The sequence below is a fragment of the Cryobacterium lyxosi genome (assembly GCF_004403345.1).
GTDB lineage: Bacteria > Actinomycetota > Actinomycetes > Actinomycetales > Microbacteriaceae > Cryobacterium > Cryobacterium lyxosi.
In genome coordinates this window covers 162,842-178,378 of the sequence record NZ_SOGT01000001.1, presented here as the reverse complement: position 1 = coordinate 178,378, position 15,537 = coordinate 162,842, and the positions used below count along the sequence as shown (strand labels likewise).

The 15,537-nt window shown below is 64.5% G+C and carries 16 protein-coding genes; 8 read left to right on the top strand and 8 right to left on the bottom strand.

The annotated features are described in order from the left end of the window. Positions 1-111 precede the first annotated feature (111 nt). Positions 112-1,110 (top strand): DMT family transporter, encoded by a 999-nt coding sequence (locus E3T27_RS00815; RefSeq protein WP_241992059.1) that lies wholly within the window; start codon positions 112-114, stop codon positions 1,108-1,110. Positions 1,111-1,162: 52 nt separating this feature from the next. Here E3T27_RS00815 and E3T27_RS00810 read toward each other — a convergent pair whose 3' ends face one another. Then, on the bottom strand, positions 1,163-1,744 hold the full coding sequence (locus E3T27_RS00810; RefSeq protein ID WP_420898026.1) for a nitroreductase family protein: 582 nt from the start codon (positions 1,742-1,744) through the stop codon (positions 1,163-1,165). Positions 1,745-1,748: 4 nt separating this feature from the next. Next, complete coding sequence (gene msrB / locus E3T27_RS00805; protein ID WP_134571271.1) at positions 1,749-2,150, bottom strand: peptide-methionine (R)-S-oxide reductase MsrB; 402 nt, start codon at positions 2,148-2,150, stop codon at positions 1,749-1,751. A gap of 228 nt (positions 2,151-2,378) precedes the next feature. Between msrB and E3T27_RS00800 the strand changes: the two genes are divergently transcribed. The 5 genes from E3T27_RS00800 (at position 2,379) to groL (ending at position 6,696) form a co-directional block, all read left to right on the top strand. Further along, on the top strand, positions 2,379-2,696 hold the full coding sequence (locus E3T27_RS00800) for a DUF3263 domain-containing protein (RefSeq protein ID WP_134547127.1): 318 nt from the start codon (positions 2,379-2,381) through the stop codon (positions 2,694-2,696). Between the two features lie 56 nt (positions 2,697-2,752). Beyond that, positions 2,753-3,316 (top strand): LytR C-terminal domain-containing protein, encoded by a 564-nt coding sequence (locus E3T27_RS00795; protein WP_134571270.1) that lies wholly within the window; start codon positions 2,753-2,755, stop codon positions 3,314-3,316. Positions 3,317-3,598: 282 nt separating this feature from the next. Then, a complete protein-coding gene (locus tag E3T27_RS00790; RefSeq protein ID WP_035834941.1) occupies positions 3,599-3,802 on the top strand; it encodes a cold-shock protein in 204 nt (67 codons plus the stop codon). Between the two features lie 71 nt (positions 3,803-3,873). Continuing rightward, entirely contained in the window at positions 3,874-4,926 is a 1,053-nt protein-coding gene (locus E3T27_RS00785; protein ID WP_134571269.1) for a DUF3048 domain-containing protein, read from the top strand. A 141-nt stretch (positions 4,927-5,067) separates the two neighbouring features. After that, on the top strand, positions 5,068-6,696 hold the full coding sequence (groL, locus tag E3T27_RS00780) for a chaperonin GroEL (RefSeq protein WP_104127600.1): 1,629 nt from the start codon (positions 5,068-5,070) through the stop codon (positions 6,694-6,696). Positions 6,697-6,853: 157 nt separating this feature from the next. On the opposite strand, the gene E3T27_RS00775 is transcribed toward groL, so the two are convergent. The 3 genes from E3T27_RS00775 to E3T27_RS00765 all read right to left on the bottom strand — a co-directional run bounded on the left by E3T27_RS00775 (position 6,854) and on the right by E3T27_RS00765 (position 9,734). Further along, entirely contained in the window at positions 6,854-7,144 is a 291-nt protein-coding gene (locus tag E3T27_RS00775; RefSeq protein WP_104127599.1) for a WXG100 family type VII secretion target, read from the bottom strand. Between the two features lie 133 nt (positions 7,145-7,277). Further along, the gene (locus tag E3T27_RS00770; protein WP_134571268.1) at positions 7,278-9,011 is read right to left on the bottom strand and encodes a sensor histidine kinase; all 1,734 of its coding nucleotides are present in this window, start codon (positions 9,009-9,011) and stop codon (positions 7,278-7,280) included. A gap of 30 nt (positions 9,012-9,041) precedes the next feature. Then, positions 9,042-9,734, bottom strand: coding sequence for a response regulator transcription factor (locus E3T27_RS00765; RefSeq protein ID WP_092112483.1), 693 nt, complete (start codon positions 9,732-9,734; stop codon positions 9,042-9,044). A 143-nt stretch (positions 9,735-9,877) separates the two neighbouring features. Between E3T27_RS00765 and folP the strand changes: the two genes are divergently transcribed. Together folP and E3T27_RS00755 are read left to right on the top strand one after the other, a co-directional pair. Further along, positions 9,878-10,786 carry a dihydropteroate synthase gene (gene folP, locus E3T27_RS00760; protein ID WP_104196576.1) on the top strand — a complete coding sequence of 303 codons (909 nt, stop codon included), beginning with the start codon at positions 9,878-9,880 and terminating at the stop codon, positions 10,784-10,786. Then, positions 10,786-11,508, top strand: a complete 723-nt coding sequence (locus E3T27_RS00755; protein ID WP_134571267.1) for a pyrimidine reductase family protein — start codon at positions 10,786-10,788, stop codon at positions 11,506-11,508. Before folP ends, E3T27_RS00755 begins: the two co-directional genes overlap by 1 nt. A gap of 128 nt (positions 11,509-11,636) precedes the next feature. Here the strand turns inward: E3T27_RS00755 and E3T27_RS00750 are convergent, their stop codons facing one another. The 3 genes from E3T27_RS00750 to E3T27_RS00740 all read right to left on the bottom strand — a co-directional run bounded on the left by E3T27_RS00750 (position 11,637) and on the right by E3T27_RS00740 (position 15,523). Continuing rightward, complete coding sequence (locus E3T27_RS00750; RefSeq protein ID WP_104196468.1) at positions 11,637-13,292, bottom strand: DNA repair helicase XPB; 1,656 nt, start codon at positions 13,290-13,292, stop codon at positions 11,637-11,639. A gap of 63 nt (positions 13,293-13,355) precedes the next feature. Then, positions 13,356-15,248, bottom strand: coding sequence for a helicase-associated domain-containing protein (locus tag E3T27_RS00745; protein WP_104196469.1), 1,893 nt, complete (start codon positions 15,246-15,248; stop codon positions 13,356-13,358). Further along, entirely contained in the window at positions 15,248-15,523 is a 276-nt protein-coding gene (locus E3T27_RS00740; RefSeq protein WP_233193282.1) for a hypothetical protein, read from the bottom strand. Before E3T27_RS00740 ends, E3T27_RS00745 begins: the two co-directional genes overlap by 1 nt. Between the last annotated feature and the right edge of the window lie 14 nt (positions 15,524-15,537).

Sequence of the window (15,537 nt, the reverse complement as noted above, 5' to 3'; positions counted from 1 at the left end):
GGCCCAGCGGCCCAGCGGCCCAGCGGCCCAGCGGCCCAGCGGCCCAGGGTTGGTCGGAGGGTCCCGGTAGGCCGGGCGGCGCGGCAACGTACTCTCTCGTAGAATTACCAAGTGACCCAGGCCCGCGCACGAAAACGAACGGATGCGTCGACCGCGCTCGCGGCATCCGCTGTGCCGGTTTGGCTAGCCCTCGTCTTCTCCGTGCTGATCGGTGCGTTGTACGCCGTGCAATCACGGGTGAACGGCGAACTCGGGTACCGAATCGGCGACGGATTCACCGCCGCCGTCATCTCTTTCGGTTCCGGCCTGATTGTTCTCAGCCTCGGACTCATCGTGTTCCGCAGCGGACGCCGTGGCCTGCAACTCGTCGCGCGCGGCGTTGCAGCGAACCACCTGTCTTGGTGGCACCTGTTCGGCGGACTGGCCGGCGCCTTGTTCGTGCTGTCGCAGGGGCTCGTTGCCGCACCGCTCGGCATCGCCCTGTTCACGGTCGCCGTAGTGGCCGGCCAAACCGTGAGCGGCGTGCTCATGGACCGTTTCGGCATCGGCCCGGGCGGGCGACGTCCTTTGCACGCGTCCAAAATCATTGGTGCCGTGCTCGCCCTGATCGCCGTCGCCTTCACGGTGAGCGGCGAGCTGCGCGGCAGCGGCGCGCTCTGGCTGCTAGCGCTGCCGCTGATCGCCGGTATCGGCCAGGGCTGGCAGCAGGCCGTCAACGGTCAGGTGCGAGTCACTGCCCAAAGCGCGCTCACGGCGACCTTTCTGAACTTTCTCACCGGCACCATCGCCCTTGTACTCGCCGCCCTCGTGCACGGCCTGCTGGTCGGTTTCGCGTTCGACTTGCCGGCGAATCCGTGGCTTTACACCGGCGGACTCATCGGCTGCGTCTTCATCGCCGGGGCCGCGGTGGTCGTGCGCACCACCGGGGTACTCATGCTCGGCCTGTGCATCGTGGCCGGCCAGTTGGTCTGCGCCCTCGCGCTGGATCTGCTCGCGCCAACGGCGGGGCATCCGCTCGGCGTGACGACCATCGTCGGGACCGCGCTGGCGCTCGTGGCCGTGGTCATTGCCGCGGTGCGCTGGCGTCGCCCCGGCCATGTTCGCGTCTAGAACTCGTGCCGAGAACTCGTGCCGAGAACCAGCGCCGAGAACCAGCGTTCGATCACAGAACTTCGAGAAACTCGACGGGGTCTATCGACAGCCGCACACCAGGCTTGCAGTCCGCCGGAATCCCGCCGACATACAGCCATCCGAGCAGTTCCTCGTTGTCGGCGAGGCCGTGCACCGCACGCACCGCTGCCGCGCGCACGAACGGTCCGGTGCGCCACATCGCACCCCAGCCGGCGTCGTCGAGCAGTAGCGTGAGCAGGTGTGCGACGCCCGCCGCCGACGCATCCTGCTCCCAGTCGGCCACCTTGTCACTGGCCCGCCGCACGGCGACGACGGCAATCAGCAGTGGCGCCCGCAACGGTTTGCCGGCTAGTTTAACGGCCTCGCTGCCCTGACAAGCGGATGCCGCCACAAATGCCGCTCCCAGCCGTTCCAACGCTTCGCCGCGTAGTTCGAGCAGGCGCCACGGCCGCAGCGCACCGTGATCGGCTACCCGCGCCGCTGCGCCTACCAAGGGCAACAACTCGGCCCGGGTAGGCGCGAACGCCGTCACTTTGGAGTAGCTGCGCCGGCAATTGACGGCTTGGAAGACCGCAGACGGGACAACATTCGTTGTTGAGGGAGGCAGGCTCACCGCTCTACTCGGCGGGCGTGAAGGTGAGCGAGATCGAGTTCATGCAATAGCGATCGCCGGTCGGGGTGCCAAATCCGTCGGGAAAAACGTGACCCAGATGCGAGCCGCAGTTTGCGCAGCGGACCTCCGTGCGCACGGTGCCGAGCGAACGGTCTTCGAGCAGCTCGACCGCTTCGGGCCGTACCGACTCGTAGAAACTTGGCCAGCCGCAGTCGGAATCGAACTTGGTGCCACTCTTGAACAGCTCGGCGTCACAGGCGCCGCAGGTGTACGTGCCAGCCCGACTCTCGTCGAGCAGCTCGCCGGTGCCGGGGCGCTCGGTACCAGCCTCGCGCAGCACAGCGAATTTTTCGTCGCCCAGTTCGGAGCGCCACTCGCTGTGTGACTTCTTGATTGCGTAGTCCATGGTGGATGTCCCTTCGATCCGGCCGTCCACAAACGGACAACGTCTACTCAGCCTAAACTCGTGTGGCAGTACCCGCATTCCAGGCCCGGCCGTTTCGCAGTGTTTGCACGGCGATAGACCCCGCAACTCCGGCGTTCCGGGCGTGCCGGAGACAACATCCAGTCGCTCGCAAATAGGATGAGTTCGTCGGATGTTCCGTCAAAACTGCTTTGGGGGAAAGATACATCAATGAGTGAGAGAACACCGACCCACGCACAACCTCCCGCTCCGCCCGCCAGAAGCGCACCTGATTTGACCCAACTCAGCGAACGCGATGCAGCCGTGCTGACCTTTGAACGGCAATGGTGGCGGCATGTCGGCGCCAAGGAAGAGGCTATCCGCGCCACTTTCGGTCTCTCGGCCGCGCGCTACTATCAACTATTGGCGGCGCTGGTCGACTCACCGTTGGCACTGGCCTTCGACCCGATGCTCGTGAACCGACTGCAGCGGATGCGTTCCGCCCGATCCGAGGCGCGCGCCAGTCGTTCGCTGCCCGCTCACGACTAGTACCTGACCGCATTTCGCCGGCATGGGGCGACCGGCCAATCAAGGATCCAATCACTATGGCGCGAAAATTTGCGAAAGACCGTTTCGACACCCATATGCATGCCCTCGACCGAGTCGGTGCCCACCGTGCTCCCCGTAGAAGGGGCCGCGGCTGGATCGGGTTCTGGTGGGCGCTCGGCGCCACCGTGCTCTTGATCGCGGTCGGAGTGGTCGGAATCTTCGCGATCAACAACCGCCTCGACTTTTCCAGTATCCCCGGCTTGTCGTCGCCGGGCTCGACTCCGGTCCCCACCGAGACCGCTATTCCGACCGCCGAAGCGACCGTCGACCCGGCGCTGACCGTGAATGTGTTGAACGGCTCCGCGAGGAACGGCGTCGCAGCATCCGTCAGCGACACGCTTACCGCCGCTGGCTGGGTGGTCAGCGCCACCGGCAATGCGAGCACCGACACCGAACCGATTACCGTCGTTTATTACGCCGATGCCAGCCAAGAAGGCGCCGCACGCGGCGTCGCGGCTTTACTGCCGGGATCGAAGATCGTTGTCTCGACCAGCTTCGTCGATTCGGGAGCGGCCCTCACCGTCGTCGTCGGCAACGACTATGCGCTGCCAGCAGGCTGACAGGCAGTCAAAACTTCGGGCATAGTGGGCATTGCCCGGTTCGTCAAGCCCCTATTCTTTCGCCGTGGCTTCAGTACTATCTGGACTTGGTCAAACATTTTGTTCGGGCAATACCCGCCCGGATCAAGAACGCTCGCCCAAGGTAACTTGCACCAGTAGGTAACTTGAAACAGAAGACTTGCTCTCGGGGATTTGCTGCTCGCACAGAATGAACGCAGTTTTTGCGACAGGGCCCGGAACAGCCAATGGGCGGTGCCGTCGAAATTGAGCAAGGAGTAACACATGGCGAACGGAACCGTGAAATGGTTCAACGCTGAAAAGGGTTTCGGCTTCATCACTGTCGATGGGGGAGGGCAAGACGTTTTCGTCCACTACTCCGCCATCGACATGAGCGGGTACAAGGTTCTTGAAGAAGGCCAGCAGGTAGTCTTCGAGGTCGGTGCCGGAGCGAAAGGCCCCCAGGCTGAATCGGTTCGACCGGCCTGACACACGCCGTAATCGGGGTCTGTCCCCCACCTAATGCCGCCCGCTGCAACGGGCGGCATTAGTGTTTACCGGTGACCAAGAAAAAAACAGCCCGCACGACACGACCGTTGAAGTCCGCGGTCTTGCTCACTCTGATCGTGCCGGCACTGCTGCTGAGCGGATGCTCCGGCAGTAGTGCGACGCCGACCCGGACTCCAACCCCCGCTTGGGCCTCGGGCTATGTTGCCCCCGCCGCCACGGAGATCGCACCGCTCACCGGCATTGCTGTGGCAGTCGGGTCGTCGGCGCACCCCTCCCTCGCGGCCAAGATCGACAACCACGTGGCCGCCCGCCCGCAGGTCGCGATCGACCGCACCGACCTCGTGTTCGAAGAACTGGTCGAAGGTGGCATCACCCGGTACGTCGCCGTGTGGCAGTCGAGCATTCCCGACAAGGTCGGGCCGGTACGGTCGATCCGCCCGATGGACCCCGATATTATCGCCCCGTTCGGCGGCCTCGTTTCCTATTCGGGCGGCCAGCAGCGATTCGTCGATGCCATGACCGCGACCGGTCAGATCAGCGCCATCTTCGACTACGACACGACCGGTTTGTTCTCCCGATCGAAAGCTACTGCGGCCCCGCACAACGTAATCCTCGCCGCCTCGGAATTCGCGAACCGCAACGTTACAGTTGCCCCGCCTGCCCAGCAGTACGCCTATGCGGCCACGCTCGCCGGAGCGTCTGCTGTCGTGGATGGCGCTCCGATTTCAGTGATCAACACCCGGTTCTCCAACTCGAGTGCCCGCAGCTGGACCTGGAATGCTGAAGCCTTCGCTTACCTGCGCGCGCAGGACGGCGCGCCCGACCTCACCGGCGACGGTGTGCAGCTGGCGGCCACTAATGTTGTGGTGCTGCGGGTGGACGTCACCGTCGACCAAAGCATCCCCAAGACCGAACTCATCGCTTCGGGCGAAGCATCGATTTCGACCGGTGGAAAGACGCTTGCGGCCACCTGGAGCAAGAGCTCTCAGACCGCACCGATCCGCCTCGTCGACGCTCATGGAGTAACAATTCGGCTAGCTCCGGGCAATACCTGGTTTCAATTGGTGCCCAACGGCACCGGCTCGATCGATCTCATTCCCTGACGGTCTGTAGCTGGCCCGGTGTAACCCCAGATGCTCGCTTGCACTCTCGACCCCAGAGTGCCAGAATCGACTTAGCACTCTCGTCACCTGAGTGCCAACCCCATCATCGTTTGGAACGTCCGGGAGGGACGAGTTACACATATGGCAAAAATCATTGCATTCAATGAAGAGGCCCGTCGTGGGCTTGAGCGCGGCCTGAACATTCTGGCCGACACCGTCAAGGTCACCCTCGGCCCGCGCGGCCGCAACGTCGTTCTGGAGAAGAAGTGGGGCGCCCCCACGATCACCAACGACGGTGTGTCCATCGCCAAGGAGATCGAACTCGACGACCCGTACGAGAAGATCGGTGCGGAACTCGTCAAAGAGGTCGCCAAGAAGACGGATGACGTTGCCGGCGACGGTACGACCACCGCGACCGTCCTGGCCCAGGCCCTGGTTCGCGAAGGCCTGCGCAACGTCGCAGCCGGCGCTGACCCGATCAGCCTGAAGCGCGGTATCGAAAAGGCCACGGCAGCTGTCATCGCCGAGCTCATCGCCAGCGCCAAGGAGATCGAGACCAAGGAAGAGATCGCCGCTACCGCGTCGATCTCCGCCGGAGACACTGAGATCGGCGCGATCATCGCCGAGGCTATCGACAAGGTCGGCAAGGAAGGTGTTGTCACCGTCGAGGAGTCGAACACCTTCGGCACCGAGCTCGAGCTCACCGAGGGCATGCGCTTCGACAAGGGCTTCCTGTCGGCGTACTTCGTCACCGACCCTGATCGTCAGGAAGCGGTCTTCGAAGACCCCTACATCCTGATCGTCAACTCCAAGGTCTCCAACATCAAGGACCTGCTCCCCATCGTGGACAAGGTCATCCAGACCGGCAAGCAGCTCCTCATCATTGCGGAAGACGTCGACGGCGAAGCCCTCGCCACGCTCGTTGTAAACAAGATCCGTGGCATCTTCAAGTCCGTCGCCGTCAAGGCTCCGGGCTTCGGAGACCGTCGTAAGGCTCAGCTGCAGGATATCGCCATCCTCACCGGTGGACAGGTCATCTCGGAAGAGGTCGGCCTCAAGCTTGAGAACGTCACGCTCGACCTGCTTGGTAACGCCCGCAAGGTCGTCATCACCAAGGACGAGACCACGATCGTCGAGGGTGCCGGTGACGTCGAAGCCATCGCCGGTCGCGTCTCGCAGATCCGCGCCGAGATCGAGAACACGGACAGCGACTACGACCGCGAGAAGCTCCAGGAGCGCCTCGCCAAGCTTGCTGGCGGCGTTGCTGTCATCAAGGCCGGAGCCGCTACGGAGGTTGAGCTCAAGGAGCGCAAGCACCGCATCGAAGATGCAGTGCGCAACGCCAAGGCTGCCGTTGAAGAGGGCATCGTCGCCGGTGGTGGCGTCGCACTCATCCAGGCCGGCAAGACCGCATTCGAGAGCAAGGCTGTCCTTGACCTCGTCGGCGACGAGGCAACGGGCGCCAACATCGTGCGCGTGGCCATCGACGCCCCGCTCAAGCAGATCGCGCTCAACGCCGGCATGGAGCCCGGCGTCGTCGCCGACAAGGTGCGCAACCTGCCCGTCGGATGGGGCCTCAACGCCGCCACCGGCGAGTACGTCGACATGATCGCTGCCGGAATCAATGACCCGGTGAAGGTCACCCGTTCCGCGCTGCTGAACGCGTCGTCGATCGCCGGACTGTTCCTCACCACCGAGGCCGTCGTCGCCGACAAGCCCGAGAAGAACTCGGCTCCGGCCGGCGACCCCTCGGGTGGCATGGACTTCTAAGTCCGAGCCAGCACCAACAAACACCACAAAGTGGGCGTCTCCCTCGGGAGGCGCCCACTTTGCGCATGTCACACGGCCGCCCGTGAGTTTGTGGCCGCAGGGATCGGGCAACTCATTGCTCAAGGGATGACCGGCGGTCCACGATTACAGCGGATGCCTACCGCACAAACAGACGGGTGTTGGCCTGCTCGGTCTCGGCGTACTGCTGCCCGGCAACGCTCAGGGCCTGATTGAGCAGAGTCAGGCTTTCTTCCAGCTGCTGGTGCATGCCGCGCCACTCGGCGAAGGCCCCCTGGAAGGCCGCGGAAGCCTGGCCGGTCCAGAACCCTTCGAGGCTGGTCAGCTGGGCGTTGAGGTCGCCGACATCTGCCTGCACGCGAGCAATGGTGCCACGGGCGGTACTCGCCGTACTCTGTACCGCATCGCTGTCGACCTGGAAGCTTGTCATGGTGTGCCCTTCTCCTACATAACAGTGGTTGGTGACTGTGAGCGTAGAAGGTGGGCGGGCGGCATCCGCTCTTCGAAACGGATCTGTGCGCGCATGCCGCCGCTGGTAACCTGTGGAGGGTGCGGCGAAATACCTACGGAATGACGGGCTGCGCGTGCTGCGGGGCGCTCGGTGTGCCGGCGAGCGGGAGTGAAACGCGGAAAGTCGCGCCTCCGCCCGGGGTTTCGACGACGTCGACCGTGCCGTTGTGGCTCGCGACGATTGCGGCGACGATAGCCAGCCCGAGCCCGCTGCCGCCGGTTTCACGGGCGCGAGAGGAGTCGGCGCGCCAGAAGCGCTGAAAGATTTTCTCTCGAATCTGCGGCGGAATACCTTCGCCGTGGTCGATCACGGCGATCGATGCCCGCTGGGTCTGCGAATCCACCATGACTTCGAGTTCGATCGGGCTGTCAGTGGCGGTGAAGCGCATCGCGTTGCCCATGAGGTTGGTGATGACCTGGCGAATCTTATTCTCTTCAGCCATGACGATCGGCGGTAGTAGCGTATCCACCGGCAGTGCGGTCAGGTCGGCGTCGGGCATAACGGGGCTTCCCCGACGGGGCTTGCGGGTGCGCAGCCGGGCCAGGGTGGCTCCGGCAAAGGCGATCGCTCCGGTTGGTGTGCCGGTCCCCGACGGCCGGGTGATGGTGCCGGTGGTGACGCTCTCCGACGAGTCGTTCCCGACTGGAAGAATTTCACCCGAGTCCCCGTCAAGAGTCACGCCGAGGTCGTCGCCGCGCGGCTTAACCGGCGGCGGGGGAGTGAGAACGGTGACCTGGCGGCCGGGGGAACTGGCCATGGTGTCGAGGGCGGCGTCGCGGGCCAGTGGAACGAGATCCACCGGAGTCAAAGCGAGCGGCTTGGTTTCATCGAGACGGGCCAGTTCCAGCAGATCCTCGACCAGGCCGCCCATGCGGATGGCCTCTTTTTCGATGCGTTCCATGGCCTGGGCAACATCTTCGGGCGTCTGCAGCGCGCCCATGCGGTATAGCTCGGCGTAGCCACGAACGGAGACGAGGGGGGTGCGCAATTCGTGGCTCGCATCGCCGACGAAACGGCGCATCTGGTCGATGGTGCGGGCGCGGTCCTTGAAGGCGCGGTCGATGCGGCTGAGCATGATGTTGAGCGAACGGTTGAGCCGACCGACCTCGGTGTTCGGGGTGGCACCACCGAGGCGCTGACTGAAGTCACCGTCGGCGATGGCCGCGGCGGTCTGCTCTGCCTCACGCAGCGGCACGAAGGTGGTCGTGACGAGCACCCGGGTGAGCATGGCCCCGATCAAGACAACGCCAGCGCCGAAGCCGAGAAAGATCGTGAGGTAGGTGGCCATGGTGTTCTCGGTCGGCCGCAGCGACACCGCCATGACGAGGGTGCCATAGGTGCCGGTGGGGCTGATCACGACGGGAACCATGATCGCGTGAAACTCGGTGTCGTGGGCAGCGTCCCACAGGGTTTGGATCTGACCGTCGAGCTGAGAGACCCGTTTCAGGTCGAGCGGCATGCCCACGACCGGCAGTTCGGCGTGGTCGCGATCTTGCCAGGTGCGCGTGATCAGGGTGCCGTCCTGGTCGTAGAGTGCCACGAAGTAGTCCGATGCAACGCCCTCGGTGTCTCCCTGCGAGAACACACTCGACGAGTAGCCGCTGAGCGCGGTTTGTGTGTCGACCTGCAGCTGCGTATCGACCTGTGTCACCACGTATTGCTTCAGCATTGCCATGGTGCCGATGCCTGAAACAAGCAGGCCGAGCGTGAGCATCAGCACCGTGACGCCGGTGATTTTGGAACGGAGGGAGATGCTGCTCCACCGTCTCGACAGGGTTTCGTGCATGGGACTTCAGCCTACGAAAGTTCTCTGGGACTAAGCCTTGGCAGCCTTGAGCATGTAGCCGAAGCCACGCTTGGTCTGAATGAGTGGTTCGCTCGAGTGCACATCGACCTTGCGGCGCAAGTAGGAAATGTAGCTCTCCACAATTCCGGCGTCACCGTTGAAGTCGTACTCCCAGACATGGTCCAGAATCTGCGCCTTGGACAGCACGCGGTTGGGGTTGAGCATGAGGTAGCGCAGCAGCTTGAACTCGGTGGGACTCAGTTCGATGGCTTCCGTGCCGACGAGAACCTCGTGGGTGTCCTGATCCATGGTGAGCTCGCCAGCACGGATCACGGCGTCTTCGTCAGCGTGCATGGTGCGACGCAGGATCGCCTTGATGCGGGCGACGATCTCGTCGAGGCTGAATGGCTTGGTCACGTAATCGTCACCGCCGACGGTGAGGCCGGTGATCTTATCTTCGGTGTCGTCCTTTGCGGTCAGGAACAGGATCGGGGCGGTGTAACCGGCCGAACGCAGGCGTTTCGTAACCCCGAAGCCGTTCATGTCCGGCAGCATGACGTCGAGAATGATGAGGTCCGGTTCTTCCTCGAGTACGGCGGAGATGGCCTGTGCGCCATTGCCAACAGCGCGCACGGCGAAACCGGCGAAGCGGAGGCTGGTGGTGAGGAGATCGCGGATATTGGGTTCGTCATCGACGATAAGTATGCGGGGGCCGTCAGTCATGTTCCCAGTATCTGCGCGTTAGCTGGAGCTTTGCTGATAGTGAACGGTGTGTGCGGAGATGGGTGGCAGATATCCGTTGCGGGACGCGGATTACCGACATGATGGTTATGGACGATCGATTCGCTTCACAGGTGAGGACCGCTATGAACCGCACGACCCCCGAAACAGCACTGACGTTGCCTCAAATAGATGCCCCGCGCCGGGTGATCGGTGGCCGCACCTTCAACTTCGATCGAGAGGTGGCCGTGATGGCCATCGTCAATCGCACGCCGGACTCGTTCTATGACCAAGGCGCAACGTTCGCGCTCGACGCATCCGTTGTGGCGGCGCATCGGGCAATTGCCGATGGGGCCGACTGGATCGACATCGGCGGTGCCAAATTCGCGCCCGGGCCGGCAGTGCCCATCGAGCAGGAGATCGACCGTGTAGTTCCGGTGGTCGAGGCGCTGCGCGGCTCGGGCGTGGTCATCTCGGTCGATACCTTTCACCCCGCAGTGGCTGCCGCGAGCATCGCCGCCGGCGCGCACGTGATCAACGACACTACCGGCGTACACGATCCGGCCATGGCCGACATCGTCGCGGACAGCGACGCCACACTCGTGATAACCCATAGCCTGGCCGCGCCGCGTAGGCCCCACCCGGCGCCACACTATGACGACGTCGTCGCCGATGTCAGCGAGTTTCTGTTGGCCCGGGTCGATCGGGCTATGGGACGCGGCGTTTTGCGAGAGCGAATCATCATTGACCCGGGCCACGACCTCAACAAGACCACCCGACACTCGCTCGAGCTGACCCGGCGGCTCGGCGAGATCACTGCACTCGGCCTGCCGACCCTGGTCGCCGTGTCCAACAAAGATTTCGTGGGGGAGAGCCTGGACCGGCCACGCGGCGAACGCGTGGAGGGTTCTCTGGCCGCCATGACGGTGTGCATTCTGCAGGGTGCCCGCATCGTGCGCATGCACAACGTGCGGGCCGCTGTCGACGCCGTGCGCATGACCGAGGCCATCCTCGGGTTTCGTGAGCCCGCCTACGAGCGCCACAACCTCGCCTGATGCGGGTCGAATTGCCTCCTCGGGCCGAACTGATCGAGCACTACCGAGTGGCCGCCCGATCGGTGCCGCGGGTACGCGTCAACTTCATCGCCAGCCTCGATGGTGCTGCAACGCATGAGGGGCTCAGCGGCGGCCTGAACAACGCCGACGACAAGATCGTCTTCGACACCCTGCGGCTGCTCACCGATGTCATTCTGGTCGGTGCCGGAACGGTACGCGCCGAGGGCTACGGCGGCATTCTGCTGCCAGCGGATGACGCGACCTGGCGCGTGCAGGCCGGCCTGGCCGCCCAGCCCCGGGTCGCAATCGTGTCGGGTCGGCTGGATCTTGACCCCGAGCATCCGGTGTTCACGAATGCGGCGACCCGACCAATTGTGCTGACCCATGCCGCAGCGCCGACCGACCGGCGGGCGGCGCTCGCCTCGCGCGCTGATGTGGTCGACTGCGGCGAGGACAGGGTTGACCCGCGACGCATGGTGGCGGAGCTCGCCGAGCGCGGTCTGCCCCAGATTCTCTGCGAGGGCGGTCCGCACCTATTCGGCGACCTCGTGGCGGCGGACCGGGTCGACGAGCTCTGCTTGAGCCTCGCCCCGGTGCTCGAGGGGGGCTCTGCCGGGCGCATCGCGGTCGGCACAAGCGCGGCGACCCGCGCTATGGAGTTGTTGCACGTGTTGCGCGCCGGCGACATGCTGTTCCTGCGGTATGCCCGCCGACACTCCTGAGGGGGCGGGCAGCATGCGCTGGGCCCACCTTATGTTCCGGGGCCCAGTTTATAAGCTGGGCCGGGGGACGGGGCCCGGGCCCCGTCCGTAGTGACACGGGTCAGGCGACCAGGGCCAGGCGACACGGGTCAGGCGACCAGGGTCTGGGCGGTGAGGCTCTGCGCGTCGAGGATCGTGTAGCTGTAGCCCTGTTCGGCGAGAAAACGCTGGCGGTTCTGCGCGAAGTCCTGGTCGACGGTATCGCGGGCGACGAGCGTGTAGAAGTTCGCCGACAGGCCGGATTCCTTCGGGCGCAGCAGTCGGCCGAGGCGCTGGGCCTCTTCCTGGCGGGAGCCGAACGAACCAGACACCTGGATGGCCACGGTCGCCTCGGGCAGGTCGACCGAGAAGTTCGCGACCTTCGACACCACGAGTACCTTCACCTCGCCCACGCGGAACGCCTGATATAGACGTTCGCGTTCGTCGATCGGGGTGGCACCGGTGAGCTGGGGGGCATGCAAGACCTCGGCGAGTTCATCGATCTGGTCGAGGTATTGGCCGATCACGAGGATGCGTTCGCCCTCGTGCTTCTTGATCAGCGCCTGCACCACGCCGAGCTTGGCCGGCGCGGTCGCGGCCATGCGGTAGCGCTCATCGTCCGCTGCGGCGGCATAGCTGAGTCGCTCGGACTGCGGCAGGTCGATGCGTACCTCGTAGCAGTTGGCCGGGGAGATGAAGCCCTGGGCTTCGATCTCCTTCCATGGGGCGTCGAACCGCTTCGGGCCGATCAGGCTGAACACGTCGCCCTCGCGGCCGTCCTCGCGCACCAGGGTGGCGGTGAGGCCGAGGCGGCGTCGCGCTTGCAATTCGGCGGTGAGCTTGAACACGGGAGCGGGCAACAGGTGTACCTCGTCGTAGATCACCAGGCCCCAGTCCATGGCGTCGAGGAGCTCAAGGTGGGCGTACTCGCCCTTGCGCTTCGCCGTGAGAATTTGGTACGTCGCGATGGTCACCGGCTTGACCTCTTTTACCTGTCCGGAGTATTCGCCGATCTCCTCTGGTGTCAGCGTCGTGCGCTTGAGCAGTTCGTCGCGCCACTGGCGGGCCGAGACGGTGTTGGTCACCAGAATGAGCGTGTTGGTCTTCGCGGTGGCCATGGCCCCGGCGCCGACGAGGGTCTTGCCAGCGCCACAGGGCAACACGACGACGCCGCTGCCGCCGTCAAAGAAGCTCGCTACGGCCTTGTTCTGATAGTCACGTAGCGACCAGCCGTCTTCTTTCAGCGCAATATCGTGCGGGGTGCCTGGTGTGTACCCGGCAAGGTCCTCGGCGGGCCACCCGAGCTTCACCAGTTCCTGCTTGAGCTGCCCGCGGGCCCAGGCTCCGACGAGATACGTTTCCGGGGAAGGATGCCCGATCAACAGTGGCGCAATGCGCTTCGCCCCTGCGATCTCGGTGAGAACGGCTTGGTCACTGCTGTGCAGTACGAGGGCACCATCGGGGTCACGTTCAATGACGAGTCGCCCGTAGCGGCCGACCGTCTCGGTGATATCCACGCTGACCGTCTGAGGTATGGCGAATTTGGAATACTTCTCGAGCGTCGCGAGCATGTCGGACGCATCGTGCCCCGCCGCCCGGGCATTCCACAGGCCCAGCCGCGTGATGCGGTAGGTGTGGATGTGCTCGGGGGCGCGTTCGAGCTCTGCGAAAACGGCGAGGTCGTGACGAGCATCCTCGGCAAGAGGATGGGCAACTTCGAGCAACACCGTGCGGTCACTTTGCACAATCAGGGGGCCATCAGACATAACCCCTAATTCTACGCCCGTTCGGCAGTTTTTACGGTACCGGCCGCTGCCGCGCACAAGCAGTCACGGGGCCGGGGTGATGCTGAGGATGCTCTTGAGTGGCAGGGTGCGCTCGATGTCGGCCCGCCGGTCGCGGGCTCGGAAGCGTCCGTTGCTGACGCTGGCCGGTTCGAGCAGGTAGTCCACCACCGCGCCGCCGGGCATCGCGATACTGACCAGGATGGTCTGCTTGGCCTTGATGGCGGTGTCGAGTTGGCGGGCAAGCCAGGCATCCGCTACTGAAACGCCACTTTCAGCACGAAGCCGCAGCTTATCGATCAGGTTGCGGGTGGTGTCAACCGTTGGTGTCAGCGTGACACGGGCGATCTGGTGTCGGCGCAAGTGCACGATCTCACCGAGGTCGTCTTCGGCAGCGACGGGATAACGTGCGTCACTCAGCGCCCAAAACACGGCGTCACCGGCGAAGCGGCTGAGCAGGTGTTCGCTGTCGCCGGCGCGCACGAGTGCGAGCGGCGCCAGAGTCTGGTCGACGGCGATAGTGCCGAGCAGCGCGGCATCAGCTGAGCAGACGTAGCTGAGAAAAACGGTGTCATTGCCGGGCGGGGCGATCGGGGCGTTCGGCCCGTCGGTGAGACGTCCCACTCGCACCCGACCGTACCGCGAAGCCGATTCGTTGATGAGGTAATCCACCGGCTGTGGAATGCCGGTCAGTGAGATCGACGCCAGAAAAGCGAGCAGCGAGTCAGCATTCTCGCCCGCGGCCAGCGCGCGATTGACGGATGCGGCTGTGATGCGATAACTCGACGCGAGTTCTCGACTTTCCACGTCCGCCATCCCGCGCAGCCGGGAGTCGATCGACGGTGCAAGTGGGCCGGGCGCGACGATCGAGAGGTCGTGCTGCAGATACACCGCGCCGACTTCAGCCGGCAGCGCGCCCGCCATGATGTCGACGGCTACCTCGAGGTCACCGCGCAGCACGTTGGCGCCGGCCGTGCTGGTGGTGTCGCTTGCAGTGATACCGAGCAACTCAGCGTCGCGGGCGAACTCGGTTAGCTGGGAGAGCATCCACTCGCCGCCGGCCGGATAGAGCCAGGCGATAAACGCGGTCAGTCCGTCACCCCAGGGTAGCCCGGCCTGGCGCGGAAGAATGTCGGCCACGGTCGGAGGGAGCGCCGCCAACCAGGCCACGGCCAAGGCCGCCCAACGAGTGGTCGTGTGTTCGAGCAGCCAGGCCTCGCCGGCCTCGGTTTCCATCCAATAACCGTCGGATTGGGCGAGCAGGTCGGCCCGGGAGGCCAAGGCCAGGATCGGGGCAACCAGATCGACGTCGACCGTCATTACGGCGGCGAGGCGCTTGATGTCGGGCAGGCCGAGCCCACCCCGACTGAGCTGCCGGGCGGGCTCGCGACACAGCTCGTTGACCAGCTCGGCGATCGACGACACCATCCCGAAGGCGCGTTCAGCGGCCAGCTGGTCGATGAACGCAATCTCGGTGTCGGGCACGGCGGCGAGGGTAACCGGGGGCGCAGTGACGGCGAGGTCGGCGGTACCCGGTAGACCCTGAGCCGGCCAGTGCGCCAAATGAGCCGAGACGGCGTCGTATGGAATGCAGCATCCGTCGTTTCGCTCGGCCAAGAGCACGGCGTGCAGGCTGTCGACCCGGCGGGCCACATCGGCCAGCGTGACCTCGGTCGAGCCTAGTTCAAACAGTCGATTCGTCACCGCGACCAGCGTCGGCACGGAATTGCTGCTGGTGAGTTGTCCGGCCACGGCCAGAACGGCAAGGGTCGAGCGGTCCAGGTGGCTGAGGGCCAGTTGCACATTGTCTGCATCAAGCAGGGCTTCGGCCAGATCGAAGAAGTCGTGGATGCCGTTCGCAGAAACGCCGCGCACCTTGATGACGTGCCGCAGCTCAGCATCGGGCAGGACCCGAAGTCTCGATGCGAGGCCGAGCATTACTCGCGGTCTCGTCGAGCTTCGCGACTGCGGCGAACTCCCGCAGAGATGATGAGCACGATGATGAGAACGAAACCGATGGGCAGGCCGTAGAGCGGCAGGATGAAGATCGGCGGCCAGAAGCCGCGGCTGAACCCGTCATTTTGACCGACGCCCATCGCGGTCGCGATGATCACCGCAAGGAACGCGAGAATCGACAGCCCCACCACGCTCGCCACCATGTAAGCGAGCACACGTTCAAGCCGGCTGACGGCTTGCGGAGTTTGATTGGTCACAGCCTAAGGATACG

Bases quoted from the DNA above. Each gene is read 5' to 3' on its own strand.
- E3T27_RS00755 (WP_134571267.1), top strand. From the start codon at position 10,786: ATGCGGGTCGAATTGCCTCCTCGGGCCGAACTGATCGAGCACTACCGA.
- msrB (WP_134571271.1), bottom strand. From the start codon at position 2,150: ATGGACTACGCAATCAAGAAGTCACACAGCGAGTGGCGCTCCGAACTG.
- E3T27_RS00800 (WP_134547127.1), top strand. From the start codon at position 2,379: ATGAGTGAGAGAACACCGACCCACGCACAACCTCCCGCTCCGCCCGCC.
- E3T27_RS00750 (WP_104196468.1), bottom strand. From the start codon at position 13,292: ATGTCTGATGGCCCCCTGATTGTGCAAAGTGACCGCACGGTGTTGCTC.
- E3T27_RS00795 (WP_134571270.1), top strand. From the start codon at position 2,753: ATGGCGCGAAAATTTGCGAAAGACCGTTTCGACACCCATATGCATGCC.
- E3T27_RS00770 (WP_134571268.1), bottom strand. From the start codon at position 9,011: ATGCACGAAACCCTGTCGAGACGGTGGAGCAGCATCTCCCTCCGTTCC.
- folP (WP_104196576.1), top strand. From the start codon at position 9,878: ATGAACCGCACGACCCCCGAAACAGCACTGACGTTGCCTCAAATAGAT.
- E3T27_RS00765 (WP_092112483.1), bottom strand. From the start codon at position 9,734: ATGACTGACGGCCCCCGCATACTTATCGTCGATGACGAACCCAATATC.
- groL (WP_104127600.1), top strand. From the start codon at position 5,068: ATGGCAAAAATCATTGCATTCAATGAAGAGGCCCGTCGTGGGCTTGAG.
- E3T27_RS00745 (WP_104196469.1), bottom strand. From the start codon at position 15,248: ATGCTCGGCCTCGCATCGAGACTTCGGGTCCTGCCCGATGCTGAGCTG.
- E3T27_RS00775 (WP_104127599.1), bottom strand. From the start codon at position 7,144: ATGACAAGCTTCCAGGTCGACAGCGATGCGGTACAGAGTACGGCGAGT.
- E3T27_RS00790 (WP_035834941.1), top strand. From the start codon at position 3,599: ATGGCGAACGGAACCGTGAAATGGTTCAACGCTGAAAAGGGTTTCGGC.